Genomic DNA, 26,880 nt, shown 5'->3' with positions numbered 1-26,880 from the left:
TTAATGCAAATAAGCAGTGATATTATCTGAAATAGCGAGGGGCAGCATAATACTCTACCATTTTATCCGCCAGCCAGCCGCCGTCTTCACCGTTAGAATGGATTGTCGTAATACTGATAGTAGAACCACCGCCCCATAAGATCGAAAAGACGTTAAAGTCCGGTAGGTTCAGCGCCTGCATCTGGCCCCAGTCATACCCTTTATCTTTACGTAAAAAGTCGCCGACGGTCGGGACGCCGTAAGTCGCGCTATTTAAGGCCGTATTGAGTAGCTGCAAAGAGAGCGTGTCAGGATCGCTGCCAATACGGGCGTCACCCATAAAAAAGGTTCCGCCGGATGCAAAGTGCGCAGCGCTGATTTTACTGACGCCCTCTTCTACTGTAGGCATATGGCCGCCAGGGATTTGCCACAGCATGGCGGGCGTCAGCAGCGCTTTCGTCACCTGTTTGACCATCGCCAGGTAATTAAGCCAGCATGTCGCATTCCAGCCATAGTGGGCAAGCGCATCAGGACTGAAACAGTCACGCTCAAATTTATCAAACGCAATAAAGTCCGGCGCATATTCTCCGCTATAAACGCCCAGTTCATGAATAAATCCGGCGATCGCCTGCCCTTCAGCTACCGGATCAGCGGTATCGCGCAGCACCCAGTCCGCCGTTCCTGTCGCCCAGACATTCGTCTGCCAGCCAAAAGCCACATCCGGGGCAAACTGACGAACAAGATAGTTCACCGCCTGAATATAGCCGTAGAGATCGTCGCTAAACGTCGGCAACGAAGGCACGATAAAGCCAGCCATCGCCGGTAATGCTTGTATCGCCGCCGCCAGTTGGGCATTCACCGGCACACTGTTTTTTTGCCGTACTACGGTATAGCCATACGGTCCTTGCTGTAGCGCCCCGAGAAAATCCGGGTTAAGCACAAAGGTGGCCGGGACAGGATGCGTCTCATCTTTGTATGACTGCGCCGCCAGACACTGGGTAATAAAGTTACCAAAATGGTTACGTAGCTTTTGCGCATCCTGTAAATCCGCCAGCGCGCTACCGCCGCTGGCATTCGCGGTATAAATGACCATTACCGGCATGACGCTACGCCCGGCTTCTTTTTCTATCTGGCGCACCAGCGCAACGGTTTTATGGATCGGTAACGTCGCGTAATCCAGAAAACCATCCCCGTTCACGTCAACCTCCGCGGCCGGAACCGGATCGCCGCCGCCGTCAAAACCATCGTATTTAAACAACGCGCTAAACGGTATATCGCGATAAAGAGAAACCGTCTCTGGCGCGTTAACCGTCACGCCGCCATGAGCAAGGTAATCAGGCCAACCTTTTACCTGTAGCGTCACGCCGGGCAGAAACTCCAGCGCCACATGGTTGACCTTTTGCAACAACCGTAGCGGCCCGGCCTGTTCACAACGCCACGGCACGCTGTCGATGAAAATATCGTCCGTCTGAACATCATACAGCCCAGGCGCAAAGCGTAATGCCAACGTCTGCCGATCGCTGCCGCTCTCCAGCATTAATGAGTATTGATATTTACCGCTGCTGAACAGATAACGCTGCGGCGCGACGCCATCGGGCAGACCCAGTATAGTGGCATCCACCGTCACGAAACTCGCCGTGTCGAGCGCTGACTGTTGGTAAGCGACAGCAACCTCGGCAACCTGCGCCGCAGCAGGGATAAAACCCGTAAGCTGTATGGGTGCCGCTATAAAGCGGTTATTAATCATCGCAGGCTGTAGATTGACCGTATAATGATGCCCCGCCAGTAGCCGGGGGATTAACTGCGGTTGGTTGGCGATCAGCGTGACGGTACGCTCATCCGCTTGCGTAACATCGGCGATCTCAACGGTCAATTTCGCATTACCAAGCGCAGGGGCGTCAATCATCAGACGCGCGCTGGCATAACGGACAATTGGCAGACAGGATACCTGGACCTGCGCGGCGGCATCGCCGGATTGCAGCGTAACGGTAAAAGAGGACTCGACTGGCGCGATTTGCATCTCATCATTCGCCAGTACCGGTACGGTAAGCCGATACGTTCCTGCGCTAAGATCGCCTATTGTCAGAACCTCGCCCCACTCACCGACAAAGCGCCGGGTTTCGCCGGCAGGAAACAGCAGCTCAATCACCGGTTTGAGCGCCACGGTCTGCGTCATGGCAGGAAAGTGAACGCAAACTTTTCCCTGGCGGGCAGGGTCATGGGCCAACGTCGCGTTCAAATCGCTGATGGCAACTGGCGTCTGCGTGGCGGCCAAATAGCACTGTAATTCGGCGGTATCCCCCGCCGCCAGCATCAGCGCGCCGTCATGATTAATGGTGATGGTATTCTTCTCGATGGGCCATCCCCCATCGCTGGCCAGCGTCACGGCCTGATTCCCCAACATTGTTCCCTGAAACGGACTGTAGGGATCGGGGTGCGCGCTGGCCGTAAAATTCAGTTGAAGCTGATTGAGATCTACCGCCTGGGCGTAGAGGTTGGTCAGCGTAAAGGTGACGCGTTGATACCAACTTGCGGTATTCAACTCGCTAACGTTAAGCGTAAGGCCGTGTTCCTGAAGGTCATTGTCCTTTTCCGGCACATCGGGTTCGGCGGGTTGTTCGTCTGCGGCGGGTATCGCTGGCGTCTCCTGATCGGATGGGGTTGCAGACTCTGCGTCTTCGGATGACGATGACGCCAGCGTCAAGGTGATGGCGGACATTTTTACCGGCACCTGCGTCGCCGCGAGGCTGAAAGAGAGCGTCCCGCGTTCGCCCGGCTGAAGAAGTAATGCATCGCTGTTATTAATGATGATGTTGTTAGTTTCCAGCGTGCCATACGAACTCTCATTCAGCGTAAGCGGCAGGTTCCCTTTGAGCGTACCGCCGCTATTTCCCCATGGATCGATGTGCCCGGAAGCCGTGAATGATATTGCGGCATGGTTCATATCGACCGCATTACCGCTCTCATTGATGAAGGTTAAGGTGATTTTTTGATACCAGCTGTTGACGTCAAATGCGCTGGCATGGATGGAAATGGTCATGGTCTGCTCTTCCTCTGTCCCTGGTGGAGAAAAGCCCCGGTAAACCGGGGCTTGAATCATGAAGCCCAATACATCGTGCTTAATGCCGTGTATTAGTAAGCGCCAAGATCGGTCCATGCACCGCCGACACCGCAGTTCAGGTCAGGCTGGTTGCCCATAGACCACCATTTCACCTGATAGTTATGGCCTTTCCAGCTAACGATTTCGAAAGAACCCCAGTTTGCGCCATAAACGGTAGAAGCATCCCACTGCGCGTAAGGTGACGTTTTGTCATCTGCTGGCGTATCATCCTCAGCCGGCGTGGTATCTTCTTCCTCGTCCGGTACAGGAACGATAATCTCTTCTTCCTCTTCCGGTTCCGGTTGAACCTGAGATAGCGCAGGCACAGCCGTCAGAACAAAGCGCTGTTGAGAGGACGGTTCGTTGTAGCAGTCGCGTACAAACAGGGTGAACTGAAAGGCTGTTTTTTCGCTAACTTCCGGTACCACAACCTCAATGATTTCTGCCGTTTTGTCTGCCACATCGATTTGAGAAGGCACGCCCCAGCTAAAGGACAACTCATCGTTATCTTCATCAGAAGAACCTGCGCCAGACAGCTGTACCGTAGATCCGCCTACAACCATCAGTTCAATCGCCGCTTTCGGCGCGTGGTTGACCTTCTGCGCGTCGTCGCTGTCGCTCTGCTCTTCATCTTTTTCTACATTGATACCTTCAAAGTAGAACGGTTCCATATCGATAACTTCAGATTCGATTTCATAACCCAGACCTTCACGCACGGCGTTAACCAGCACGCCGTTGTCCTGATCGATAGTCCAGGTAAACACGCCGCCCAGGCCCAGTTTCGCTGCATATTCGCCTTTTGCTTTGACAGTACGCGGCGTATCCAGGGATAAAAACAGTTTGGATTCCGGGCTATACAGGTAGTCAGCATCAGCGACCTGGTCGGTGTAAACGTTGAAACCGTTACGGCCTTTCTGGTTTTCCAGATCCAGGTAGCTATAAATGACGTCATACCATTCGCTGGTGCCGGATTCGAAGGAACCGGTAGTAGGGCCTGAACCTGGGTTGTAAGAACCTTTCAGCGGCGACAGGGATTCAATTTCTACCTGACGAGCGTTACGGGTATAGCCGGCATAACCGATGTTGATACGGTCAGCGGAGAAACCTTCCGCCAGCAGGTGATCAACGATAGTTTCGACAGCCCAGCCGCCCTCTTCCAGCGCTTTGCGGTTGGTGTGGTGGCCCAGCGTTTCCGCCCACGGCGTACCGAAGAAGTCATAGGTCATCAGGTTGATGCCATATAGGCCGGCAGCCATCAGATCTTTTACTTTCGCATAGTCAAAAATAGTAGTGACAGCAGAAGCGGCAATAGAGATCTTCACATTGCTCAGACCAGCGGAATCCAGCTGTTTACGCAGTTCGGCAATCAGCAGCGCGTAGTTAGCGCCATCTTCCGGACCAAACGGGTTGCCCGCCCCTTCATTGTTCGGGTATTCCCAGTCAATATCCACTTCGCTGAACATCGGGAACTGTTTGAACAGTTTCACCACGCCTTTGGCGAAGATTTTACGAGAAGAGTCAGAAGCGGCGGTTTCGTGGAACCCGTTACTCATGCTCCAGCCGCCGATACTCATGGAGAGCGCCAGCGTGTGACCTGCGGCTTTCGCTTTTGCCTGCATATCACGCAGCGCGCCCAGCAGACCCTTGGCGTTAGACTGAGTTACAGTCTTCGGATCCACATCCCAGCCGCTGACATCAAAGCCGAGGTTGATATAAGACTGGAAGTCGCCCCATGGGTCGAGGAAGGTCGGCTCATATTTCACTTTGCCGCACAACGCTGCCGCTTCTGCTACGACATCGCGGTCTTCTGTATCAATTTTTCTGAAACCGGTGATGCCAACAAAGCCAAAAATCAGTTTGTCATAAGCCGTCGGTGAAACTTTGGTTAAATCATAACCACGGCCCGGTTGGGACATATTGCCTTGCAGACGGCTGTCATACTGTGACCAGTCGGTGTAATAACCAAATACCTTCGGTTTAGTCGTGGAATTTTTATATTTATTGTATACCGGTTTCGCAACACGAGCGGAAGTATAGCTTATTTTATCATCGCTTGTTGCAGGGTCAAAACCATTCGCTGCATGGGTAGTTTCAGTAATTGTATCGCCTTGAATCAGTTTGCTTGTAGCCATTTTCAAATTTCCTTTTACGTTTCAAAATTGTCGCAGCTCGTTCTGCGGGGTCCATAATCGTTACAGGCATAAAAAATAGCTAATCACAAAACATCATCTTTTTAGATGATATAAAAATCATAAAAATGAGGTTAACAACACCGTCTGTCGAAGAGAAAACAACATCTCTCAGCGCCCGCTTAGTCCGTTCTGGTGAGAGCATAGTAAATATCATTTATCATGTAATTAAATATCATTTAATTTCAATGAAATAATGTGATTACACTCGCTATAGACAATGACAATACAATAAAACCAGTGACATTTATTGGATTAAGACATTTCTCATACAATATAGTCACCACAGACAACCAGGATGTACATTTCTAAAGGAAGACGTTATGAAAACTTATATCATTAATAGCAACTGCATTTACAATGAAGGTAAATATGAACTGAGGACGGTCTCAAATTCACAGGTTATTAAAATGACTGCGATGAGAGCCAAATGTCTCAGTTTCATCATCGAGAATGCTCATCTGGAGATTATCGAGCGACAAAAAATAACCACTGCGTTATGGGGAAGTCGAAGCCACTATGTTAATGATGCAAATCTAACGCAGATTCTCTATTTAATCAGACGTGACCTTAAAGCGCTTGGTATTAACGATCTTTTTATTACCATTCCAAGACAAGGTCTCAAAGTGAATAGTGATATCGCTATTATCGCGACGGATAGCGAAACAAAGGGAAGAAAAAAACAGATTGTACGGCAAACCATCGCTGCCCTGACGACCGTATTTTCAGTAACGTTAGGTTCTCTCATGTATCTGCATATTCACTAAGCGAAGGAAAGGGAAGATGAATCCAATTATAGATGGAATTATTGCGCTTGAAGGCGGTTACGTATTTAACCCTAAAGATAAAGGCGGCGCCACCCATTGGGGCATTACCGAAGCCACGGCGCGAGCGCATGGCTATGCTGGCGATATGCGGGATCTGACCCACGCTGAAGCCTACGCGATTCTCGAAGAGGATTACTGGATAAAACCAGGCTTTGACGTCATCTCGACGCTATCGTGGCCAGTCTCCTTCGAGCTGTGCGATGCGGCAGTCAACATAGGCGCTTACCACCCCAGCGCGTGGCTGCAACGCTGGTTGAACGTCTTTAATCATGAAGGTAAACGCTACCCGGATATTCATGTGGATGGCAATATTGGCCCGCGGACGCTTGCCGCTCTCGAACATTATTTGGCCTGGCGAGGCCAGGAAGGGGAAGCCGTTTTGGTGAAAGCCCTCAATTGCAGTCAGGGCACGTACTACTTAAACGTTGCTGAGAAAAACCACAATAACGAACAATTTATTTATGGCTGGATCAAGAACAGAGTGACCTAGACCAGGCTGAAAAAAGACGCGTAAAAGGCTCACGGATGAGCCTGATACTGCGAATGATAATTAGTCTGAATTATTACCTTCGATAATTTTTTTAATCCGTCGCCCAAGAATTTTTAAGATCGGACTCGCGAAAACACCGCCTAAGCCTGCCGCCAACAGAACAATGTTGAAACTGCACTCTTTTTCGATTGCAATCGCGCTTAACAAGAAACTGGTGAAGCAGGAAATCACGATCTGCGTTAAGCAATATTTAATACTTTCATGAGAACTATTATATTCTGTCTTATCTTTGCGTAAAAGATAGCTGACAAAGCCTCCCCACGCGCCAATCGAAATAATAGTGAGTAAGATCTCTAGCTCCAATAGCACAACTTCCGTTGTCGACACATGGTTGGGAATAGACATTTTAACACTCCGAAATCATTATAAATGAATAATTAACACAAGGAGTGTAAGCGCCCTGTCAGAAGGGTAAAAATCAAAGCACATCATTTAAAACCATATTAAATCAAAGCGTAAAAATGAGGTGTATTAGCGACGGAAGGAGGAAAGCGTTTGTAACATACTTACCATCTCATTAATCGTCGATATATTTCTACTATTTTTATTCCAGGATGCATAGACCTGAACTGACTTCAAAGCCAGTTCGGGCGGAGGCTGAATAAATTTAATGTCATATTTACGATGATTTTTATAAAAAAGCGCTAATTTCAAAGGCATCAATGCAATCAATGAGGTTCGTTCGATCATGCTCATCAAACCGTTAAGCGAATCACTGCGATAGCCGACAATACGCCTGCCAGTATAGTAGAGCTCATCCTTAAATAACTCGCTATCATGATATATCACTGAAGCCCCCATTCCCGGCTGATATAACGCATGACGCGAAGAATAAAAATGATGTAGCGACAGTTGTGAGAGGGTACTCAGCATGTGTTTACTGCTACAGATACAAACAAATGATTTAAAACTATCAATAATTTGATTCTCTATGCCGGACTCCAGCAAAGGTTCGGCACTAATCAACAGATCGCCTTGCGCAGTAAACAGAAGTTCGCTGATATGCTCCCGACTCATATTTCTGACAGTGAAATGATTTATCAAAATACGGTCAAATATATCGCTGTTATAGAGCTGAGAAAGATAATAGCTTTCAACAATATCACTGCCTAATAACGTTATCTGGAACGCTTCATCTTTTTTGCTATTACAGAGAAATGTGTCATCCACCAGTTTCATCACCTGACTGAAATTTTGGTGAATGTCGACAGCCTTAGCTGTGGGGATGAGCCCGCCTTTCCCTCTGCTAAACAGTTCTTCCGGGTAATAACTCTGCAGGCGCTTTAACGCCAGAGAAACGGCAGCCGGTGTAATGCCTAACTTTTTTGCCGCCATAGCCACATTTCCTGACAAAATAACAGCGTCAAGAATTTTGATTAAATTATAATCAAAGCTCTTGTTGGCACCTTTCGATCCCATTCGCTGTCTGCCTCCGGAAACTAAAAAAAGCAATATAGATAATACTCAAGATAAATCAATTCACAGCATCTAAAAAAGCAATCATTAATGTCATCACATCACGTTTTTTTAAAGAATAAGCGTATACAAAACTGCTGATTAACATCAATTTGTTTATCAGTAAAAACAAAATATCAACAAATGAGAGGATACGATGCGTTTAACAGAAGCCTGGGCGCGTACAGGCAGAAAAAAGCCCGGATATACACCCGGGCTGAAGAAAAATACAACGGGAAAAAGATTAGCGAGTCAAATCGTCAAAGAATTTTTTCACGCCGTCAAAGAAGCTTTTTGAACGCGGGCTGTTTTTCTCTCCCGTCGGGCCGCCAAAACTTTCCTGAAGATCTTTTAGCAATTGCTTCTGTTTTTCGCTCAGACCGACCGGCGTTTCAACCACCACACGGCACAGCAAATCGCCCTGCGCGCCACCGCGTACGGACTTCACGCCTTTGCCGCGCATACGGAACAGCTTGCCCGTTTGTGTTTCGCTCGGTACTTTCAGCATCACACGACCATCTAACGTCGGCACTTCAATTTCACCGCCCAGCGCCGCCATCGCAAAGTTGATCGGCACTTCGCAATAAAGATTATTGCCTTCACGCTCGAAAATAGGGTGTTGTTTCACCTGGACCTGAACGTACAAGTCGCCTGCCGGTGCGCCATGCTCGCCCGCTTCGCCCTCGCCTGCCAGACGAATACGATCGCCGGTATCCACGCCCGCCGGGATTTTAACGGACAGAGTTTTACTCTTTTCAACACGCCCATGACCGTGACATTTATGGCACGGATCTTTGATCAGCGTACCGCGGCCCTGACAGTGTGGGCAGGTCTGCTGTACAGCAAAGAATCCCTGGCGCATCTGTACCTGACCAGAACCATGACAGGTCGGACAGGTTTGCGGTTGCGTACCAGCTTTCGCGCCGCTGCCGTGGCAAACGTCGCACTCCTCCAGCGTCGGAATACGGATCTCTTTGGTCACGCCACGCACCGCTTCTTCCAGGGTGAGATCCATGTTATAACGCAAATCAGCCCCACGCGCCGCACGTTGGCGACCACGCCCGCCGCCAAAGATATCGCCAAAAACGTCACCAAAGATATCACTGAAATCAGCGCCGCCATTAAAGCCGCCGCCAAATCCGCCGCCCATACCGCCTTGTTCAAACGCGGCGTGACCATACTGATCGTAGGCTGCGCGTTTTTGCGCATCGGTCAGCACTTCGTAGGCTTCTTTAATCTCTTTAAACTTAGCTTCGGCCTCTTTATCACCCTGATTGCGGTCCGGATGATATTTCATGGCCAGGCGCTTATACGCCTTTTTGATTTCACGCTCTTCCGCTGTTTTGGAAACGCCTAAAATCTCGTAGTAATCTCTTTTCGCCATCTCTTTTTATCTGCCCTTAACATGCATACACGGGCGGAGAGGAAACCTCTTCGCCCGTGCCAGTAATTACCCGTTCAAAGGGCGATTATTTTTTATCTTTTACTTCTTCAAACTCAGCGTCGACAACGTCGTCATCTTTCGCGTTGTTTGCAGAAGCGTCAGCGGAGCCAGCCTGCTGCTGCGCATGTTGCTGCTGAGCGATTTCCATCAGTTTCTGGGAAACCTGCGCCAGTTCCTGCATTTTCGCTTCGATAGCGGCTTTATCTTCGCCTTTCAGGGCAGTTTCCAGCGCGTTCAGGGCAGACTCGATAGCGGTTTTGTCATCAGCCGGCAGTTTATCGCCTGCTTCTTCAACCTGCTTACGGGTGCTGTGCAGCAGATGGTCGCCCTGGTTACGGGTCTGAACCAGCTCTTCGAACTTACGGTCGGATTCAGCGTTCGCTTCTGCATCGCGAACCATTTTCTGAATTTCTTCCTCGTTCAGACCAGAAGACGCCTTGATAGTGATCTTCTGCTCTTTGCCGCTATTTTTATCTTTCGCGGAGACGTGCAGGATACCGTCAGCATCGATATCGAAGGTGACTTCGATCTGCGGCATACCGCGCGGCGCCGGGTTGATGCCATCCAGGTTGAATTGACCCAGAGATTTGTTATCAGACGCACGTTTACGCTCACCCTGCAGCACATGGATGGTTACCGCAGACTGGTTGTCTTCCGCAGTAGAGAACACCTGGCTGTGCTTGGTCGGGATGGTGGTGTTTTTGGTGATAAGCGGAGTCATCACGCCACCCATCGTTTCGATACCCAGAGACAGCGGGGTAACGTCCAGCAGCAGTACGTCTTTCACATCACCGGTCAACACGCCGCCCTGTACCGCTGCGCCGATAGCCACAGCTTCGTCCGGGTTAACGTCTTTACGCGGCTCTTTACCAAAGAATTCAGCCACTTTTTTCTGCACCATTGGCATACGGGTCTGACCGCCGACGAGGATCACGTCGTTGATATCAGACACGGACAGGCCAGCGTCCTGCAGTGCGACTTTCAGCGGCTCGATAGAACGGTTCACCAGATCTTCAACCAGGCTTTCCAGTTTCGCACGAGTCACTTTGATGTTCATGTGTTTCGGACCGGTGGCATCTGCGGTAATGTACGGCAGGTTCACGTCGGTCTGCTGCGCAGAAGACAGCTCGATTTTGGCTTTTTCTGCGGCTTCTTTCAGGCGCTGCATTGCCAGCGGATCGTTACGCAGGTCAATGCCCTGATCTTTCTTAAACTCGTCAACGAGGTAGTTGATCAGGCGGGTATCGAAGTCTTCACCACCCAGGTGGGTATCACCGTTGGTTGCCAGAACTTCAAAGGTTTTTTCGCCATCAACTTCGTCGATTTCGATAATAGAGATATCGAAAGTACCACCACCGAGGTCGTAAACCGCGATAGTACGGTTGCCGACTTCTTTATCCAGACCGTAAGCCAGCGCTGCGGCAGTTGGTTCGTTGATGATACGTTTAACTTCCAGCCCCGCGATACGACCAGCATCTTTGGTAGCCTGACGCTGCGCATCGTTAAAGTAAGCCGGTACGGTGATAACCGCTTCAGTTACCGGTTCGCCCAGATAATCTTCAGCCGTTTTCTTCATTTTCTTCAGCACTTCGGCAGAAATCTGCGGCGGCGCCATTTTCTGACCTTTCACATCAAGCCATGCGTCGCCGTTGTCGGCGCCGATGATTTTGTACGGCATGATAGAAACGTCACGTTGAACTTCTTCGTCCTGGAAGCGGCGGCCAATCAGGCGTTTAATCGCAAACAGGGTGTTTTGCGGGTTTGTCACTGCCTGACGTTTAGCCGGCTGACCAACCAGAGTTTCACCATCCTGGGTATAAGCAATGATAGAAGGCGTAGTGCGATCGCCCTCGGCGTTCTCCAGCACGCGTGCCTGCGTTCCATCCATAATCGCTACACAAGAGTTGGTAGTACCCAGGTCGATACCAATAATTTTACCCATCTAAACGTCTCCACTAAAAATTCGGTCATCATGTGGTTGTGAATCTGTAATAAGGGCGAAACGTGCGGTTTCAACTACCCTGAATCGTTTTTTTTCAGACTCACCACTGCGGTTGACTACAAGATGGGGTCGTAACCCACGTCATCAAGGGGGAGATGAAAAAATTTTTTTAGTGACGAGAGGGCGCGATGGAAAACCAGACAGATAAATATTCATGAAATAAATTAAAAAACGAATACCATTCACAGAAAAATTGTAATAAAAAGAAAAGATTACAAAACTGAATCGTTGCCATGAGCAGAGTATGATAGACGGTAATTGCTTATTGAACCCGTCAAAGAGAAATTTCATGCGATCTGTGTTAACGATTTCCGCCAGCCTGCTTTTCGGCCTGGCGTTAAGTAGCGTCGCGCACGCGAACGACCATAAAATACTGGGTGTTATTGCCATGCCCAGAAATGAAACGAACGATCTCACGCTGAAAATTCCCGTCTGCCGCATCGTGAAGCGCATTCAACTCACGGCGGATCACGGCGACATCGAACTTAGCGGCGCATCCGTCTATTTTAAAACTGCGCGTAGCGCCAGCCAAAGCCTGAACGTCCCTTCCTCAATCAAAGAGGGCCAGACAACAGGCTGGATCAATATTAATAGCGATAACGACAACAAACGCTGCGTATCAAAGATTACCTTCTCAGGCCATACGGTAAATTCTTCCGATATGGCGAGACTTAAAGTCATTGGCGACGATTAATCGCTGTTATTTCTATTCCAAAAGCCAGACTGAAAATGAACGTCACCTATTTACACGACGAGGATTTAGACTTTCTTCAGCATTGTAGCGAAGAACAACTCGCCGATTTCGCCCGTTTGCTGACGCATAACGAAAAGGGCAAAGCTCGCTTGTCAAGCGTCCTTAGTCATAACGAACTGTTCAAAGCGATGGAAGGTCACCCGGAGCAACACCGCCGTAACTGGCAGCTCATTGCCGGCGAGTTTCAGCATTACGGCGGCGACAGTATCGCCAACAAATTGCGCGGACACGGAAAACAGTACCGCGCGATTCTGCTGGATGTCGCAAAACGGCTAAAACTCAAAGCAGATAAAAGCATGTCGACGTTTGAAATAGAACAGCAACTGCTGGAGCATTTTTTACGTCATACCTGGCAGAAGATGGACGCGGCGCATAAGCAGGAATTTCTGCAAGCCGTAGACGCCAAAGTTTCTGAACTGGAAGAACTGCTGCCGCTGCTCATGAAAGATCGCAGTCTGGCAAAAGGGGTCTCCCACCTGCTTTCCACCCAGCTTACCCGCATTTTGCGTACCCATGCCGCAATGAGCATCCTGGGCCACGGATTGCTGCGCGGCGCAGGTCTTGGCGGCCCAGTCGGCGCGGCGTTAAACGGCGTCAAAGCGATGAGCGGCAGCGCGTATTGCGTGACTATTCCGGCGGTGTTGCAAATAGCCTGCCTGCGACGAATGATGGCAGCCGTTCAGGCGTGAATGCCCTCACAGGGGGAAATATTTTCTTTTCCCCCTTATTAGATCATAGACAGTCCTCTTCCCCCTGATTATTATGCCGCGCCCCGAATACGGAACTCGTTATTCTGGGAAACTATTTCACCATTCAATTATGATGATTTTGAGGAATTATGGGCAACACTAAGTTGGCTAATCCGGCACCGCTGGGCCTGATGGGCTTCGGCATGACCACCATTCTGCTTAACCTGCACAATGCCGGTTTTTTCGCCCTGGACGGTATTATTCTGGCGATGGGGATTTTCTACGGCGGTATCGCGCAAATTTTTGCCGGTCTGCTGGAGTATAAAAAAGGCAATACCTTTGGTTTAACGGCCTTTACCTCTTACGGTTCGTTCTGGCTGACGCTGGTCGCTATCCTGCTGATGCCGAAAATGGGCCTGACGGATGCGCCTGACGCTCAGCTACTCGGCGCTTATTTGGGTCTGTGGGGCGTGTTCACGCTGTTTATGTTCTTCGGTACGCTGAAAGCCGCCCGCGCGCTGCAATTTGTTTTCCTGAGCCTGACCGTACTGTTCGCTCTGCTGGCGGTCGGCAATATCACCGGTAACGAAGCCATTATCCATATCGCAGGCTGGGTTGGTCTGGTTTGCGGCGCCAGCGCTATTTATCTGGCGATGGGTGAAGTGCTAAACGAGCAATTTGGCCGCACTATTCTGCCAATCGGCGAGGCGCACTAAATCTCTTTTATTCCTCCCGCACCGGGAGGAATAACCCTACTATCAGTCTCTTCCGGTCAGGATGACATATTCTCACGTCTGGCGCTCTTCGGACGGAAAGCGGCAACCACTTCCGGCGCGGTTTCGACATACGGCCCGTCAAGCAGCTGTATGCAATACGGCACGCTCGCAAAAATGCCCGGCACGCTAACGCTGCCATCGTCCGCTTTTACGCCTTCCAGCGTTTCTTTGATCGATTTTGGCTGTCCAGGCAAATTAAGAATTAACGCCTGTTTACGGATAACGCCCACCTGGCGGGAAAGAATGGCGGTCGGCACAAAGCGCAGGCTGATCTGGCGCATCTGCTCGCCAAAACCTGGCATTTCACGGTCGGCGATGGCAAGGGTCGCGTCCGGCGTGACGTCGCGACGCGCCGGACCGGTACCGCCAGTGGTCAGCACCAGATGACAGCTCATCTCATCAACCAGTTCACACAACGTTTGCTCGATAATTTCCTGTTCATCAGGAATTAAGCGCCGTTGGACCTCGAAAGGCGTGGTCAGCGCAGAAGCGAGCCACTCCTCAAGCGCAGGAATGCCTTTATCCTGGTAAACGCCGCTTGAAGCGCGGTCGGAGATAGAAACTAAGCCAATACGTAAGGTATCCATGATTATTCCGTTTAAACAGTCTCGTTAAACAGAATGATACACTGCGAAGGGAAGGACAGACAGGTTTCAGAAGAGGTAGCGTGACCCATATCAGGGCCACGCGTTAATGATTACAGCAGATCGCCGATCATTTTTTCCAGTTTTTCCTGGTCTACCGCAAACTTACGGATACCATCCGCCAGTTTGTCAACCGCCATGGGGTCCTGGTGATGCTGCCACAGGAACTCGGCTTCGGTAATGCGTTCCGGGCGCGCTTTGACTTCGCCGGAGAAAGAGAGCTTACGCTCAATCGCCCCTTCGCTTTCCGCCAGTTCTTTCAGCAATGCCGGCGCGATAGTCAGACGGTCGCAGCCCGCCAGTTCCAGAATTTCGCCTACGTTACGGAAGCTTGCGCCCATAACGACGGTTTCGTAACCATGCTGTTTGTAGTACTCGTAGATTTCCGTTACGGAAACCACGCCCGGATCTTCAGCTGGCGCATAGTCTTTCTTGTCGGTATTGGCTTTATACCAGTCAAGAATACGACCTACGAACGGCGAGATCAGGTAGACGCCCGCTTCGGCGCACGCACGCGCCTGCGCGAAGGAGAACAGCAGCGTCAGGTTACAGTTGATGCCTTCTTTTTCCAGCTGTTCGGCTGCACGAATGCCCTGCCAGGTGGACGCCAGCTTGATCAGGATACGATCGTTGCTGATACCCGCATCATTGTAGAGTTTAATGATACGTTTTGCTTTGGCGATAGACGCTTCAGTGTCATAAGACAGACGCGCGTCAACTTCGGTAGAAATACGCCCCGGCACCAGCTTCAGGATTTCCAGGCCAATATTCACCGCCAGCTTATCGGTCGCGTCAACAACCTGCTGCGCGCGGTCGCTGCTCTGCTGCTTCGCCCAGGCGACAGCATCGTCAATCAGCTTACGATATTCCGGGATTTGCGCTGCGTTAAGAATGAGAGAAGGGTTAGTTGTAGCATCCTGCGGCTGGTACAGCTTCATTGCCGCGATATCTCCGGTATCAGCCACTACGGTGGTGAACTGACGAAGGGAGGTCAATTTGTCCGTCATGATAGAGTTTCTCTTTAAACAGCTTGTTAGGGGATGTAACCGGTCTACCCTGATGATAACACGACGCACTCACAGCGCAACCGCCTACATGCACCTGGCTGCCCTTGTGAACTGTTTGCGTATCTGCCGACGGTTGATGCGCAATTAAAGGATACCGCCGTATTTATGGTAAACTGCCGTTAATATTAGTCTGACAAGGTCATCTACATCATGGGTCACGCTTATACAGGATCATCAAAGCGTGACGGCATCAACAAGAGGGACGTTAATGCCTGAGTTTTTCAGTTTTATTAACGAAATACTCTGGGGCTCGGTAATGATTTACCTGCTGCTCGGCGCAGGATGTTGGTTTACCTGGCGTACCGGATTCATTCAATTTCGTTATATTCGCCAATTTAGCCGCAGTCTGAAAGGCAGCCTTAGCCCGCAGCCAGGCGGCCTGACGTCATTTCAGGCACTGTGTACCAGCCTCGCGGCGCGGATTGGCAGCGGTAATCTGGCCGGCGTGGCGCTGGCTATCGCCGCAGGCGGTCCCGGCGCGGTATTCTGGATGTGGGTCTCGGCCATCATTGGCATGGCGACCTCCTTCGCCGAGTGTTCGCTTGCCCAGCTTTATAAAGAACGTGACCCGACAGGCCAGTTCCGCGGCGGCCCGGCGTGGTATATGGCGCGTGGGCTGGGAATGCGCTGGATGGGCGTGGTTTTCGCCCTCTTTCTGCTCGTCGCCTACGGGTTGATTTTTAATAGCGTGCAGGCGAATGCCGTCTCACGCGCGCTCCATTTCGCCTTCAACATTCCGCCGCTTATCTCCGGCATTGCTCTGGCGTTCTGTGCCCTGTTAATTATCATTCGCGGCATCAAAGGCGTCGCCCGTCTGATGCAATGGTTGATTCCCATCATCGCGTTATTGTGGGTCGCCGGCAGCGTATTCATTTGCCTCTGGCATATTGAGCAAATGCCTGGCGTTATCGCCTCGATAGTCAAAAGCGCATTTGGCTGGCAGGAAGCCGCGGCAGGCGCAGCCGGATATACGCTCACCCAGGCTATTACCAGCGGTTTTCAGCGTGGGATGTTCTCTAATGAAGCGGGAATGGGGTCAACGCCTAATGCGGCCGCAGCGGCAACGTCGTATCCACCTCATCCTGTCGCGCAGGGGATTGTGCAAATGATTGGCGTATTCAGCGACACCATTATCATCTGTACCGCCAGCGCGATGATTATCCTGCTGGCGGGGAATCACGCGTCCCATTCGTCAACAGAAGGCATTCAGCTTCTCCAACATGCAATGGTTTCGTTGACCGGTGAATGGGGCGCCAGTTTTGTCGCGCTTATCGTCATTCTGTTCGCGTTCAGTTCTATCGTCGCCAACTATATTTACGCCGAGAACAATCTGTTTTTTCTGCGGTTACATAACGCAAAGGCCATCTGGCTATTACGCCTTGCGACGCTTGGCATGGTCATCGCCGGTACGCTCATCAGTTTTCCGCTGATATGGCAGCTCGCTGACATGATCATGGCCTGTATGGCTATTACCAATCTGACGGCGATTTTGTTGCTCTCACCGGTGGTGTATACCCTCGCCGGCGATTATCTGCGACAACGGAAACTGGGCGTAAGACCGCAGTTCGATCCGCGGCGCTTCCCGGATATCGAACCACAACTGGCGCCAGATACCTGGGATGCGGCATCGCGCGATTAAGCCGACAATCGCAACCATCGGTCAACTCTGCGGCGTTTTTTTGCTAAAGTCGCAGAAAATTCCCTGCAAGGACTGGATATGCTGATTCTGATTTCACCTGCAAAAACGCTTGATTATCAAAGCCCGCTGGCCACGACCCGCTATACCCAGCCGGAGCTATTGGATCACAGCCAGCAGCTTATTCAACAGGCCCGCCAGCTTTCGGCGCCGCAAATTTCCAGGCTGATGGGAATTAGCGACAAACTGGCGGATCTCAACGCCACGCGTTTTCATGACTGGCAGCCTCATTTTACGCCGGATAATGCACGCCAGGCGATTCTGGCGTTCAAAGGCGATGTTTATACCGGCCTACAGGCGGAAACGTTCAACGACGCGGATTTTGATTTTGCTCAACAACATCTGCGTATGCTTTCTGGCTTGTATGGCGTATTGCGCCCGCTGGATTTAATGCAGCCTTATCGTCTGGAGATGGGGATTCGCCTGGAGAATCCGCGCGGCAAAGATCTTTATCAATTCTGGGGCGATATCATTACCGATAAGCTCAACGAAGCGCTTGAGGCGCAGGGCGATCGGGTGGTAGTGAATCTGGCCTCCGAGGAATATTTTAAATCGGTGAAGCCGAAGAAACTGAATGCCGAACTGATTAAGCCCGTGTTCCTTGATGAGAAAAACGGCAAGTTTAAGGTGGTAAGCTTCTACGCCAAAAAAGCGCGCGGACTGATGAGCCGTTTTATTATTGAAAACCGCTTAACGAAGCCGGAACAGCTTACCGCGTTTGACCGTGAAGGGTATTTCTTTGATGAAGAAACCTCCACACAAGACGAGCTGGTCTTTAAACGCTACGAGCAGTAACGGCATCGCCGGATGGCGGTTACGCCTTATCCGGCCTACAAATCGACACCACCCCATAGGCCCGGTAAGCGACAGCGCCACCGGGCGCAATGGTTACTGGCGGGTCATCATCAGCTTACGCAGGGCGGCAAAATCCGCAGGCAGATGATGTGAAAGCAGCGGCAGATCGGCGCGTTCGGCGAGCGCTTCAGGCAAGGCCAGCGTTTCTCCCAGAATGGACTCCACGCTTTCTTTAAACTTCGCCGGATGCGCCGTTCCGAGAAACAAGCCATACTCGCCAGGGTTTAACTGGTCGCGTAATGCCCGATACGCTACCGCCGCATGAGGTTCCGAGATATAACCTTTCGCTTTCAGCTCGCGCATCGTCTGTTGTGTCGTAGTGTCATCCACCGCCGCATAGCCCAGCTCAGTCAGACGCCAGATTTTACGGCGGAATAGCTCCTCCACGCGCGGCCAGTTATTCGGCTGGCTGACATCCATCGCATTCGACAGGGTCGCCTGCGTCGCTTTTGGCGCCCACTTCCCGTCCTGCAGGAAACGCGGCACCGTATCGTTAATGTTGGTGGCGGCGATAAAGCGTTTCACCGGTAGGCCTAACGACTTCGCCAGCAGTCCTGCCGTCAAATCGCCAAAGTTGCCGCTGGGGACGGAGATCACCAGTTGGTTACGCGCCCCCTGCGGCAGTTGCGCCACGGCTTCAAAGTAGTAGCAAATTTGCGCCAACAGGCGGCTGATATTAATCGAATTAGCCGAATTCAGCCCCAGCGCCGTTTTCAGTTCTTCGTCATCAAATGCCTGTTTCACCAGCGCCTGGCAAGCGTCGAAATCGCCGTCGATCGCCACGGTTTCAATGTTGCCGCCCAGCGTACAGAACAGTTTTTCCTGCAACGGACTGATTTTACCGCGCGGGTAGAGAATAACGACCCGCACATTTTCCAGGCCATAGAACGCGTGAGCCACCGCCGCGCCGGTATCACCTGACGTTGCGGTCAGAATCGTCACCGGTTTGTCGCCGCTGATATGCGTCAGCATTTGCGCCATAAAACGCCCGCCGAAGTCTTTAAAGGCCAGCGTCGGACCATGGAACAGCTCCAGGCAGCCGACATCGCTTTCTACCTGCGCTACCGGCGCCGGGAACGCAAACGCCGCGCGGACGCGCTCTTCCAGAATTTGCTGCGGTATTTCATCGCCAATAAATGCCGAGAGGATCTTTGCGCTACGGCTGACAAAGTCCTGGTTGAGCATCTCATCAATTTCCGTCAGGCTAAACTCCGGCAGTTCGTGCGGAAAAAAAAGTCCCTGCTGTTTGCCCAGTCCTTGCGTGACGGCCTGCGCAAAGCTGACCTGCTCATTATGGTCTTTCAGATTATAGAGTTTCATTGATTATCCCACTACTCGTGCGCCCGCCGTATCCAGCCGGCAAATATGAACGAAGCCTGCCTGATTTTGCAGATAATGTTTGCTCAGCCAGTCCGCGACGCGCTGCGCCGTCTCCGGTTTATCGCATAGCGCAAACAGCGTCGGCCCCGACCCGGAAATCCCGCTCGCCAGCGCGCCGATCTCCGACACCGCCTGTCGCGCCTGGCTAAAGCCCGGCAGTAAACGCGCGCGGTATGGTTCGGCAATAACATCTTTCATCAGCGCGGCGGCAAGCTGCGGCTGCCGCGAGTAACAGGCGTGAATAAAACCGGCCAGATGCCGTCCATGCGCAATGCAATCCTGACGGCGATACTGCGCAGGCAAAATGGCCCGTGCTTCTGCGGTGGAAACTTTAATGCCCGGATAAGCCAGTACCCATAGCCACTCATCAAAGCCCGGCACCTGCTGACTAATAATGCCGTTTTCTTCAATCATCAACTGCATACCGCCAAGAAAGCACGGCGCGACGTTATCGTAATGGATGCTGCCGGAGATACGGCCTTCCAGCTCGCCCATCAGCGCCAACAGACGCGTGTCGTTTAACGGTTTGCCGCAGTGCTCATTCATCGCGACCAGCGCGGCGACGACGGAACAGGCGCTGGACCCTAACCCGGAACCAATCGGCATATTTTTTTCCAGCGTCATCGCCACCGGGATGGTTTTCCCCAATGCCTGGCAAAAACGTTCCCAGCACTGATAAACAATATTTTCACGCGGCTCCGGCGGCAGTTTATCGGCAAATCGCCCCAGGTTATGCAGACGGAAATGGTCCGCTGCTTCAACGGATACCACATCGCCCAGCAACGTGCCGTCAACGGGTGTGACGGCCGCGCCCAACACGTCGAAACCGACGCTCATGTTCGCGCTGGAAGCCGGGGCATACACTTTCACCATGTTAAACTCCTAACTTCCATGAGAGGGTCCGTAACAGATCGGCAAACACGCCCGCCGCCGTCACATCATTGCCTGCGCCGTAGCCGCGCAGCACCAACGGCAAGGGCTGATAATAATGGCTGTAGAACGCCAGCGCGTTTTCACCGTTTTTCACTTTGAAGAGCGGATCGTTACCATCAACTTCGGCAATCTTCACGCGGCACACGCCATCCTCTTCGATATTGCCCACATAGCGCAATACCTTACCTTCATCACGAGCTTTCGCCACACGGGCGGCAAACGCGTCGTCAAGCTGCGGCAGATGCGCCATAAAGGCGGTCACATCGCCGGAGGCGTCAAACTCGTCCGGCAACACCGGTTCAATCACAATATCGGAAAGCTCCAGCTCGCGGCCCGTCTCGCGGGCGAGGATCAACAGTTTCCGCGCCACATCCATACCGGAAAGATCGTCGCGCGGATCGGGTTCGGTATAGCCCATCTCGCGCGCCAGGGCGGTCGCCTGTGAGAGACTCATCCCCTCTTCCAGTTTACCGAAAATAAAAGAGAGCGACCCGGAAAGAATGCCGGAAAATTTTTGCAGTTCATCACCGGCATTCAGCAGGTTTTGCAGGTTTTCGATTACCGGCAAACCGGCGCCGACGTTGGTATCATACAAGAATTTTCGCCGTGATTGCGCGGCGGCGAAACGTAGCTGATGGTAGTAGTCCATCGACGAGGTGTTCGCTTTCTTGTTTGGCGTCACCACATGGAATCCTTCACGCAGGAAGTCGGCATACTGGTCGGCCACCGCCTGACTGGAGGTACAATCAACAATCACCGGATTGAGTAGATGATATTCTTTCACCAGGCGAATTAAGCGTCCCAGATTGAACGGCGCGTTCGCTTGCGCCAGTTCCGCCTGCCAGTTGTCCAGATTCAGGCCATGCACATTGGTTAGCAACGCCTTTGAGTTCGCCACGCCGCACACGCGTAGATCGATGTGCTTGTTCTTCAGCCAGGTTTGCTGACGTTTAAGCTGTTCCAGTAGCGCGCCGCCGACGCCGCCGACGCCAATGACAAACACTTCAATCACCTGATCGGTATTGAACAGCATCTGGTGCGTTACCCGCACGCCGGTGGTGGCATCGTCGTTATTCACCACCACAGAAATGGAACGCTCAGAAGATCCCTGAGCGATCGCCACGATATTGATATTGGCCCGCGCCAGCGCGGCGAAGAATTTCGCTGAAATGCCGCGTAGCGTGCGCATACCGTCGCCGACAACAGAGATAATCGCCAACCGCTCAGTAACCGCCAGCGGCTCCAGCAGCCCCTCTTTCAGCTCCAGATAGAACTCATCCTGCATCGCACGGCGGGCACGCGCGCAGTCACTCTGCGGCACACAGAAGCTGATGCTGTACTCAGAGGAGGACTGGGTAATGAGCACCACCGAGATCCCGGCGCGAGACATGGCGGCGAAAACACGCGCCGCCATCCCAATCATCCCTTTCATTCCCGGGCCGGAGACGCTAAACATCGCCATGTTGTTAAGGTTAGAGATCCCTTTAACCGGCAGATTATCATCGTCGCTGGACGCGCCGATCAGCGTTCCTGGCGCCTGCGGATTACCGGTATTTTTAATCAGACAGGGGATCTGGAACTGGGCGATAGGCGTTATGGTGCGAGGGTGAAGGACTTTGGCGCCGAAGTAAGAGAGTTCCATCGCTTCCTGGTAGGACATCGATTTCAGCAGTCTGGCGTCCGGCACCTGGCGCGGGTCACAGGTATACACGCCATCGACGTCAGTCCAGATTTCACAGCAGTCAGCGCGTAAACAGGCGGCCAGCACGGCGGCAGAGTAGTCAGAGCCATTACGCCCCAGCACCACCAGTTCACCCTTTTCATTACCGGCAGTAAAGCCCGCCATCAGGATCATGTGATCGGCCGGGATCTGGCTGGCGGCGATACGGCGAGTCGATTCCGCGATATCGACGGTAGATTCAAGGTAATGGCCCACCGCCAGCAGTTTTTCTACCGGATCGATCACCGTGACGCGATGTCCACGCGCCTCCAGAAGTCCCGCCATAATCGCGATCGACATTTTTTCGCCACGGCAAATCAGCGCGGCGTTGATGCTATCCGGGCACTGACCCAGCAGGCTGATACCATGCAAAACATGTTTGATCTGAGCGAATTCTTGTTCGACAACCATTTTCAACCGTGCAAGCGGGAATCCCGGCTGCGCGCTGGCAAGTCCTGCGAGCAGGTCAGAAAAAATACGTTCGGCATCGCTGATATTCGGCAAAGCATCCTGGCCGCCGATAGTTTTTTCAATCATCGCCACCAGATGGTTGGTAATTTTCGCGGGGGCGGAAAGTACGGTCGCTACCTGCCCTTGCCTGGCATTGCTTTCCAGAATATCGGCAACACGCAGAAAACGTTCTGCATTTGCCACTGATGTACCGCCGAACTTCAACACTCGCATGGTTGTTACCTCGTGATCTCTGGTCGAAAAAAAAGCCCGCACTGTTCAGGTGCGGGCTTTTTTCTGTGTTTCCTGTACGCGTCAGCCCGCACCGTTACCTGTGGTAATGGTGATGGTGGTAATGGTGGTGGTGCTGATGCGGTTCATGGATGTTGTGTACTCTGTCATTTTTATTTGTCTGTCTTGTATTCCTATATTGGTTAAAGTATCTGCCCGCCTAAGTCAATAAATTTTTAAATTGATCACATTCCGAAATTTGTTCATGTGCTGCTGGCGATATATTTATTTTCAACCAATTCCCCCTGTTATGATCTCTTGAAACCAGACGTAATCTCTTATTATTTTAAAAATTACAGCACGTTATTTTGTTAGTTTTTTTTCAATATCATGAACCAAACGGTGCAACATTACCGTATCTCGCTGTCCCAGCAGGCCGATTCGCTGTTGTAGCCAGTCGGTTAATTTGTGGTCATCGGCCGCCTCCAGAGTCGTTAACAGACGTAAAAGGCGCGCGCGTAACGCCTGTAACTGCGATTCATCAGCAATATCAACGGATTCAGTGGTCTGTTGCATTAAACCTGCTAATTGATAGCAATACACCATGACTGCCTGTCCCAGATTGAGCGAAGGGTAATCCGCCGCCATCGGCACGCCGGTCAATACATCCGCCAGCGCCAGCTCGTCATTGGTCAGACCGGAATCCTCACGGCCAAAAACCAGCGCGGCATGACGCATCCAGCGTGATTTTTCCTGTAATAAGGGAACCAGTTCAGCGGGCGAAGCGTAGTAATGAAATTTTGCCCTACTGCGGGCTGTCGTCGCGACGGTAAAATCCACATCGTGGAGCGCGTCGGCAAGGGTGCGAAAAACCTCAATATTATCAATAATATCTCCAGATCCATGTGCGACCCAACGGGTGGCGGGCTCCAGGTGCGCCTGGCTGTCGACAATACGCAGGTCAGTAAATCCCATGGTCTTCATAGCCCGGGCGGCTGCGCCGATATTTTCCGCTCTGGCGGGAGCGACAAGAACGATTGTTACACGCATTTCATTACTCTTTTTGACTAATTTACAGGAAATTAGCTGGCGTTTGTAAGCATATTACGCTTCGCAAATTTACAAAATTTTAACGGATATCACTGAAAAAGCATTTTTGATTTCGTAAAAGACGCTACACTATTGCGTATCTGTACTATTGCTGTTTATGTTAACAGAACATCGTTATCCTGCTGTTTATTTAGGATAATTTAATTTAAAATAGATCCTGTTCTTTGGATTCATCACATTTATTAGTTGGCTTACGTAACTAGTTGGAATATTGCAAATTTGTGATGAAAGCTAGCATTTAGCTACGATGATTTCATCAAACTGTTAACGTGCTACAATTGAACTTGATATATGTCAACGAAGCGTAGTTTTATTAGGTGTCCGGTACGTCTTAGCCTGTTATGTTGCTGTTAAAATGGTTAGGATGACAGCCGTTTTTGACACTGTCGGGTCCAGAGGGAAAGTACCCACGACCAAGCTAATGATGTTGTTGACGTTGATGGAAAGTGCATCAAGAACGCAATTACGTACTTTAGTCATGTTACGCCGATCATGTTAATTTGCGACATGCATCAGGCAGGTCAGGGACTTTTGTACTTCCTGTTTCGATTTAGTTGGCAATTTAGGTAGCAAACATGCAGACCCCGCACATTCTTATCGTTGAAGACGAGTTGGTAACACGCAACACGTTGAAAAGTATTTTCGAAGCGGAAGGCTATGATGTATTCGAAGCGACAGATGGCGCGGAAATGCATCAGATCCTCTCTGAATATGACATCAACCTGGTGATCATGGATATCAATCTGCCAGGGAAAAACGGTCTCCTGTTAGCGCGTGAACTGCGTGAACAGGCTAACGTTGCGCTGATGTTCCTGACGGGCCGCGATAACGAAGTCGACAAAATTCTCGGCCTCGAAATCGGCGCGGATGATTACATCACCAAACCGTTTAACCCACGCGAATTGACCATCCGTGCCCGCAACCTGCTGTCCCGTACCATGAACCTGGGTACCGTCAGCGAAGAGCGTCGTAGCGTTGAAAGCTACAAGTTCAACGGTTGGGAACTGGATATCAACAGTCGTTCACTGATCGGCCCGGACGGCGAGCAGTATAAACTACCGCGCAGCGAGTTCCGCGCGATGCTTCACTTCTGCGAAAACCCTGGCAAAATTCAGTCGCGCGCAGAGCTGTTGAAGAAAATGACCGGCCGCGAGCTGAAGCCGCATGACCGTACTGTTGACGTTACCATTCGTCGTATTCGTAAGCATTTCGAATCCACGCCGGATACGCCGGAAATCATCGCCACCATTCACGGCGAAGGTTATCGCTTCTGCGGCGACCTGCAGGATTAATTCGGCCCAGGCGCCAAACCGTAAAAACAGCCGGTAAGTTATTCTTACTGGCTGTTTCTTATGTCCCCCTTCCGCTAAACGGCCTCGCTTTCCCTCCTGACCTGCCGTTATGACGTACTCTTTTACATAAAAATTGTCGTATAGCGCTGTTTATCTCAGCTTGCGAAAGTTAAGGTAGTTTGTGTATTTACATTAAAGAGTAATACACGGGATTTGTTAGTCCCCAAAAAATAAGGGGATGCTCACAGGACGTGAGGTTTCACAGGATGAAAAAATCACCATTATGCTGCTACCTGTTTTGTGCAGCGATGTCAGCTTCATCAGCCGCGCTGGCTGCTACCGCGCCGGTCTCCGCAGGCGTTATTCATTTCAAAGGCCAGATTGTCGAATATGGTTGTAATCTTGCGCCTCACGATCGCAATATCGAGGTATCATGTTTGCGGAATAATATCCCCCATTTACAGACAGTCGCCACACCGTCTGGAAACGCTATTTCGTTGATGAATGGAATCGCCACGGTACGGCACGTGTCGTTAAAAGATCATCCGGAGATTCAAAGCCTGATCGTCCAGTACCGCTAACCGCTTATGGCTCCCGCCGGGAGGAGTTCCGGCAGGCGGCGATTTCGCTCAGTAAAACGCCGCCCGCCTGCATTTTGTACTTTTCTCTCATTCGTATCCTACAACAGCGATGTTCATCGCTTCGCTATCCTGTACGCTCTACGCGCTCGTTAAGCACGGTACCTATGATAGCTGTCATAAAATGATTGCAAATAAAATCATCACATTTACTATGGTTAACCTTAAAAACAGCGTTGTCGCTCATGCATTGATAAGGTGAATACATTGACTTAAATATTCTTGTTGGCTATTTTAATTTACTTAATTATAATTTTAAGTAAATATTAAATTTATGTTTACCTTTTAATAGTCAACCACTTTATCAGCCATAATAATGGGGAAGATATGAAGCAGTTAAACGGCGGGAGTGTGTATCGTCCCACAGGGAAAGAAAAAAACCTGCAAGCCATTTTAAATATTCATCGGCACGTTATTCAAAACATCTCCCCTGTCACTATTACGGCCGGTAAAACACTGGATATCAAGATTGATAATCAATCCCACATCCTGTTAATCACTAAAGGCGCTATTAAAGTATGTCGGCGTATCGACAGCATTGTAATGGGCTGCGGTGTCTCACCAATGATTTTAGGCCTTGTAGATGCCTATGCTGACTTATACCAGTTAGAAGAGAATTCAGACGTCTTTTTTATCGCCGAAACCACCTGTGAATATTATCCTGTCCCAGTAAAAGATTTTGTGGAAATAGCTGATGAAAAGCATCTCTGGCGTGACATTTCGAACATCCTGATGTACCGCATTGCTTTCATGACTAACCGTGACAGAAATCTTATCGGGCAGGACGCCTATAGCCAGATAAAAGCGCTGTTACTTGAACTGTGGTCGTATCCTGAAAGCTCACGATTTGAGATCAATGCACAGAACTTCATACAGCAGAGAACCGGGCTTTCACGCAGCCGTATCATGCAGGTACTTTCAGAACTAAAAGCGGGAGACTATATAAAAATACTGCATGGAAGACTGTTAGAGCTTCGAAACCTGCCGGTTTCATTTTAAACGGACAAGCGTCGTATATTCTTAAAAATAAAGCAATATAGAGTTAAATAAATCCTCCAGGAAATAATAACTATTATCAAAAAAGAGATCTTGCTCTATA

The 26,880-nt window shown here is 50.8% G+C and carries 24 protein-coding genes and 1 other annotated feature; of the genes, 10 read left to right on the top strand and 14 right to left on the bottom strand.

The window, feature by feature from the left end:
• Nucleotides 1-22 precede the first annotated feature (22 nt).
• Nucleotides 23-3,019: a chitinase gene (locus J4613_RS08175; protein WP_111742480.1), complete on the bottom strand. Its 2,997-nt coding sequence runs from the start codon at nucleotides 3,017-3,019 to the stop codon at nucleotides 23-25.
• Between the two features lie 92 nt (nucleotides 3,020-3,111).
• A complete protein-coding gene (locus tag J4613_RS08170; protein WP_000235798.1) occupies nucleotides 3,112-5,211 on the bottom strand; it encodes a glycosyl hydrolase family 18 protein in 2,100 nt (699 codons plus the stop codon).
• Nucleotides 5,212-5,591: 380 nt separating this feature from the next.
• On the opposite strand from J4613_RS08170, the gene J4613_RS08165 reads away from it, so the two are divergent.
• Both J4613_RS08165 and J4613_RS08160 read left to right on the top strand, forming a co-directional pair.
• The gene (locus J4613_RS08165; RefSeq protein WP_000860681.1) at nucleotides 5,592-6,035 is read left to right on the top strand and encodes a transcriptional regulator; all 444 of its coding nucleotides are present in this window, start codon (nucleotides 5,592-5,594) and stop codon (nucleotides 6,033-6,035) included.
• Nucleotides 6,036-6,051: 16 nt separating this feature from the next.
• Nucleotides 6,052-6,585 carry a glycoside hydrolase family 108 protein gene (locus J4613_RS08160; RefSeq protein WP_001068132.1) on the top strand — a complete coding sequence of 178 codons (534 nt, stop codon included), beginning with the start codon at nucleotides 6,052-6,054 and terminating at the stop codon, nucleotides 6,583-6,585.
• Between the two features lie 60 nt (nucleotides 6,586-6,645).
• On the opposite strand, the gene J4613_RS08155 is transcribed toward J4613_RS08160, so the two are convergent.
• The 4 genes from J4613_RS08155 to dnaK all read right to left on the bottom strand — a co-directional run bounded on the left by J4613_RS08155 (nucleotide 6,646) and on the right by dnaK (nucleotide 11,486).
• On the bottom strand, nucleotides 6,646-6,990 hold the full coding sequence (locus J4613_RS08155; RefSeq protein WP_000026889.1) for a phage holin family protein: 345 nt from the start codon (nucleotides 6,988-6,990) through the stop codon (nucleotides 6,646-6,648).
• A 126-nt stretch (nucleotides 6,991-7,116) separates the two neighbouring features.
• Nucleotides 7,117-8,064, bottom strand: coding sequence for a LysR family transcriptional regulator (locus J4613_RS08150; RefSeq protein ID WP_111742481.1), 948 nt, complete (start codon nucleotides 8,062-8,064; stop codon nucleotides 7,117-7,119).
• 280 nt (nucleotides 8,065-8,344) lie between these two features.
• The gene (dnaJ, locus tag J4613_RS08145; protein ID WP_001119009.1) at nucleotides 8,345-9,484 is read right to left on the bottom strand and encodes a molecular chaperone DnaJ; all 1,140 of its coding nucleotides are present in this window, start codon (nucleotides 9,482-9,484) and stop codon (nucleotides 8,345-8,347) included.
• 85 nt (nucleotides 9,485-9,569) lie between these two features.
• Nucleotides 9,570-11,486, bottom strand: coding sequence for a molecular chaperone DnaK (gene dnaK, locus J4613_RS08140; protein ID WP_000516125.1), 1,917 nt, complete (start codon nucleotides 11,484-11,486; stop codon nucleotides 9,570-9,572).
• 349 nt (nucleotides 11,487-11,835) lie between these two features.
• On the opposite strand from dnaK, the gene J4613_RS08135 reads away from it, so the two are divergent.
• The 3 genes from J4613_RS08135 to satP all read left to right on the top strand — a co-directional run bounded on the left by J4613_RS08135 (nucleotide 11,836) and on the right by satP (nucleotide 13,705).
• Nucleotides 11,836-12,240, top strand: coding sequence for a DUF2541 family protein (locus tag J4613_RS08135; protein WP_001258090.1), 405 nt, complete (start codon nucleotides 11,836-11,838; stop codon nucleotides 12,238-12,240).
• Nucleotides 12,241-12,275: 35 nt separating this feature from the next.
• Entirely contained in the window at nucleotides 12,276-12,989 is a 714-nt protein-coding gene (msyB, locus tag J4613_RS08130) for an acidic protein MsyB (RefSeq protein WP_001103476.1), read from the top strand.
• A 149-nt stretch (nucleotides 12,990-13,138) separates the two neighbouring features.
• Complete coding sequence (gene satP, locus J4613_RS08125; RefSeq protein ID WP_000528525.1) at nucleotides 13,139-13,705, top strand: acetate uptake transporter; 567 nt, start codon at nucleotides 13,139-13,141, stop codon at nucleotides 13,703-13,705.
• Between the two features lie 56 nt (nucleotides 13,706-13,761).
• Here the strand turns inward: satP and mog are convergent, their stop codons facing one another.
• Entirely contained in the window at nucleotides 13,762-14,352 is a 591-nt protein-coding gene (mog, locus tag J4613_RS08120) for a molybdopterin adenylyltransferase (protein ID WP_000380373.1), read from the bottom strand.
• A gap of 110 nt (nucleotides 14,353-14,462) precedes the next feature.
• Nucleotides 14,463-15,416 (bottom strand): transaldolase, encoded by a 954-nt coding sequence (gene tal, locus J4613_RS08115; protein ID WP_000130175.1) that lies wholly within the window; start codon nucleotides 15,414-15,416, stop codon nucleotides 14,463-14,465.
• Nucleotides 15,417-15,684: 268 nt separating this feature from the next.
• Here tal and J4613_RS08110 point away from each other — a divergent pair, with 268 nt between their 5' ends.
• Both J4613_RS08110 and yaaA read left to right on the top strand, forming a co-directional pair.
• The gene (locus J4613_RS08110; RefSeq protein ID WP_001113812.1) at nucleotides 15,685-17,115 is read left to right on the top strand and encodes a sodium:alanine symporter family protein; all 1,431 of its coding nucleotides are present in this window, start codon (nucleotides 15,685-15,687) and stop codon (nucleotides 17,113-17,115) included.
• Nucleotides 17,116-17,193: 78 nt separating this feature from the next.
• Nucleotides 17,194-17,967 carry a peroxide stress protein YaaA gene (gene yaaA, locus J4613_RS08105; protein WP_000906175.1) on the top strand — a complete coding sequence of 258 codons (774 nt, stop codon included), beginning with the start codon at nucleotides 17,194-17,196 and terminating at the stop codon, nucleotides 17,965-17,967.
• A gap of 93 nt (nucleotides 17,968-18,060) precedes the next feature.
• Here yaaA and thrC read toward each other — a convergent pair whose 3' ends face one another.
• The 6 genes from thrC to yjjY all read right to left on the bottom strand — a co-directional run bounded on the left by thrC (nucleotide 18,061) and on the right by yjjY (nucleotide 24,331).
• Nucleotides 18,061-19,347, bottom strand: coding sequence for a threonine synthase (gene thrC / locus J4613_RS08100; protein WP_000781109.1), 1,287 nt, complete (start codon nucleotides 19,345-19,347; stop codon nucleotides 18,061-18,063).
• Between the two features lie 3 nt (nucleotides 19,348-19,350).
• Nucleotides 19,351-20,280 (bottom strand): homoserine kinase, encoded by a 930-nt coding sequence (thrB, locus tag J4613_RS08095; RefSeq protein WP_001615299.1) that lies wholly within the window; start codon nucleotides 20,278-20,280, stop codon nucleotides 19,351-19,353.
• A 1-nt stretch (nucleotide 20,281) separates the two neighbouring features.
• Complete coding sequence (gene thrA / locus J4613_RS08090) at nucleotides 20,282-22,744, bottom strand: bifunctional aspartate kinase/homoserine dehydrogenase I (RefSeq protein WP_001264677.1); 2,463 nt, start codon at nucleotides 22,742-22,744, stop codon at nucleotides 20,282-20,284.
• A 25-nt stretch (nucleotides 22,745-22,769) separates the two neighbouring features.
• Nucleotides 22,770-22,890: a sequence feature (Thr leader region), on the bottom strand.
• On the bottom strand, nucleotides 22,826-22,891 hold the full coding sequence (gene thrL, locus J4613_RS08085; RefSeq protein WP_001575544.1) for a thr operon leader peptide: 66 nt from the start codon (nucleotides 22,889-22,891) through the stop codon (nucleotides 22,826-22,828). It overlaps the preceding feature by 65 nt.
• Before the next feature lie 213 nt (nucleotides 22,892-23,104).
• Nucleotides 23,105-23,791 carry a tRNA/rRNA methyltransferase gene (locus J4613_RS08080; RefSeq protein ID WP_001266780.1) on the bottom strand — a complete coding sequence of 229 codons (687 nt, stop codon included), beginning with the start codon at nucleotides 23,789-23,791 and terminating at the stop codon, nucleotides 23,105-23,107.
• Between the two features lie 399 nt (nucleotides 23,792-24,190).
• Nucleotides 24,191-24,331, bottom strand: a complete 141-nt coding sequence (gene yjjY / locus J4613_RS08075; protein WP_001541509.1) for a protein YjjY — start codon at nucleotides 24,329-24,331, stop codon at nucleotides 24,191-24,193.
• Between the two features lie 95 nt (nucleotides 24,332-24,426).
• Here yjjY and arcA point away from each other — a divergent pair, with 95 nt between their 5' ends.
• From arcA to J4613_RS08060, 3 genes are all read left to right on the top strand, one after another.
• Nucleotides 24,427-25,143, top strand: a complete 717-nt coding sequence (gene arcA / locus J4613_RS08070) for a two-component system response regulator ArcA (RefSeq protein ID WP_001194359.1) — start codon at nucleotides 24,427-24,429, stop codon at nucleotides 25,141-25,143.
• A gap of 266 nt (nucleotides 25,144-25,409) precedes the next feature.
• The gene (locus tag J4613_RS08065) at nucleotides 25,410-25,724 is read left to right on the top strand and encodes a hypothetical protein (RefSeq protein WP_000749515.1); all 315 of its coding nucleotides are present in this window, start codon (nucleotides 25,410-25,412) and stop codon (nucleotides 25,722-25,724) included.
• 384 nt (nucleotides 25,725-26,108) lie between these two features.
• Nucleotides 26,109-26,780: a winged helix-turn-helix transcriptional regulator gene (locus tag J4613_RS08060; protein ID WP_000811641.1), complete on the top strand. Its 672-nt coding sequence runs from the start codon at nucleotides 26,109-26,111 to the stop codon at nucleotides 26,778-26,780.
• The last annotated feature ends 100 nt before the right edge of the window (nucleotides 26,781-26,880 follow it).

The organism is Salmonella sp. 32020114201800008SM (assembly GCF_017572025.1).
GTDB lineage: Bacteria > Pseudomonadota > Gammaproteobacteria > Enterobacterales > Enterobacteriaceae > Salmonella > Salmonella enterica.
The sequence above is the reverse complement of the archived record's forward strand: the minus strand, read 5'-3'. Positions and strand labels throughout refer to the sequence as shown.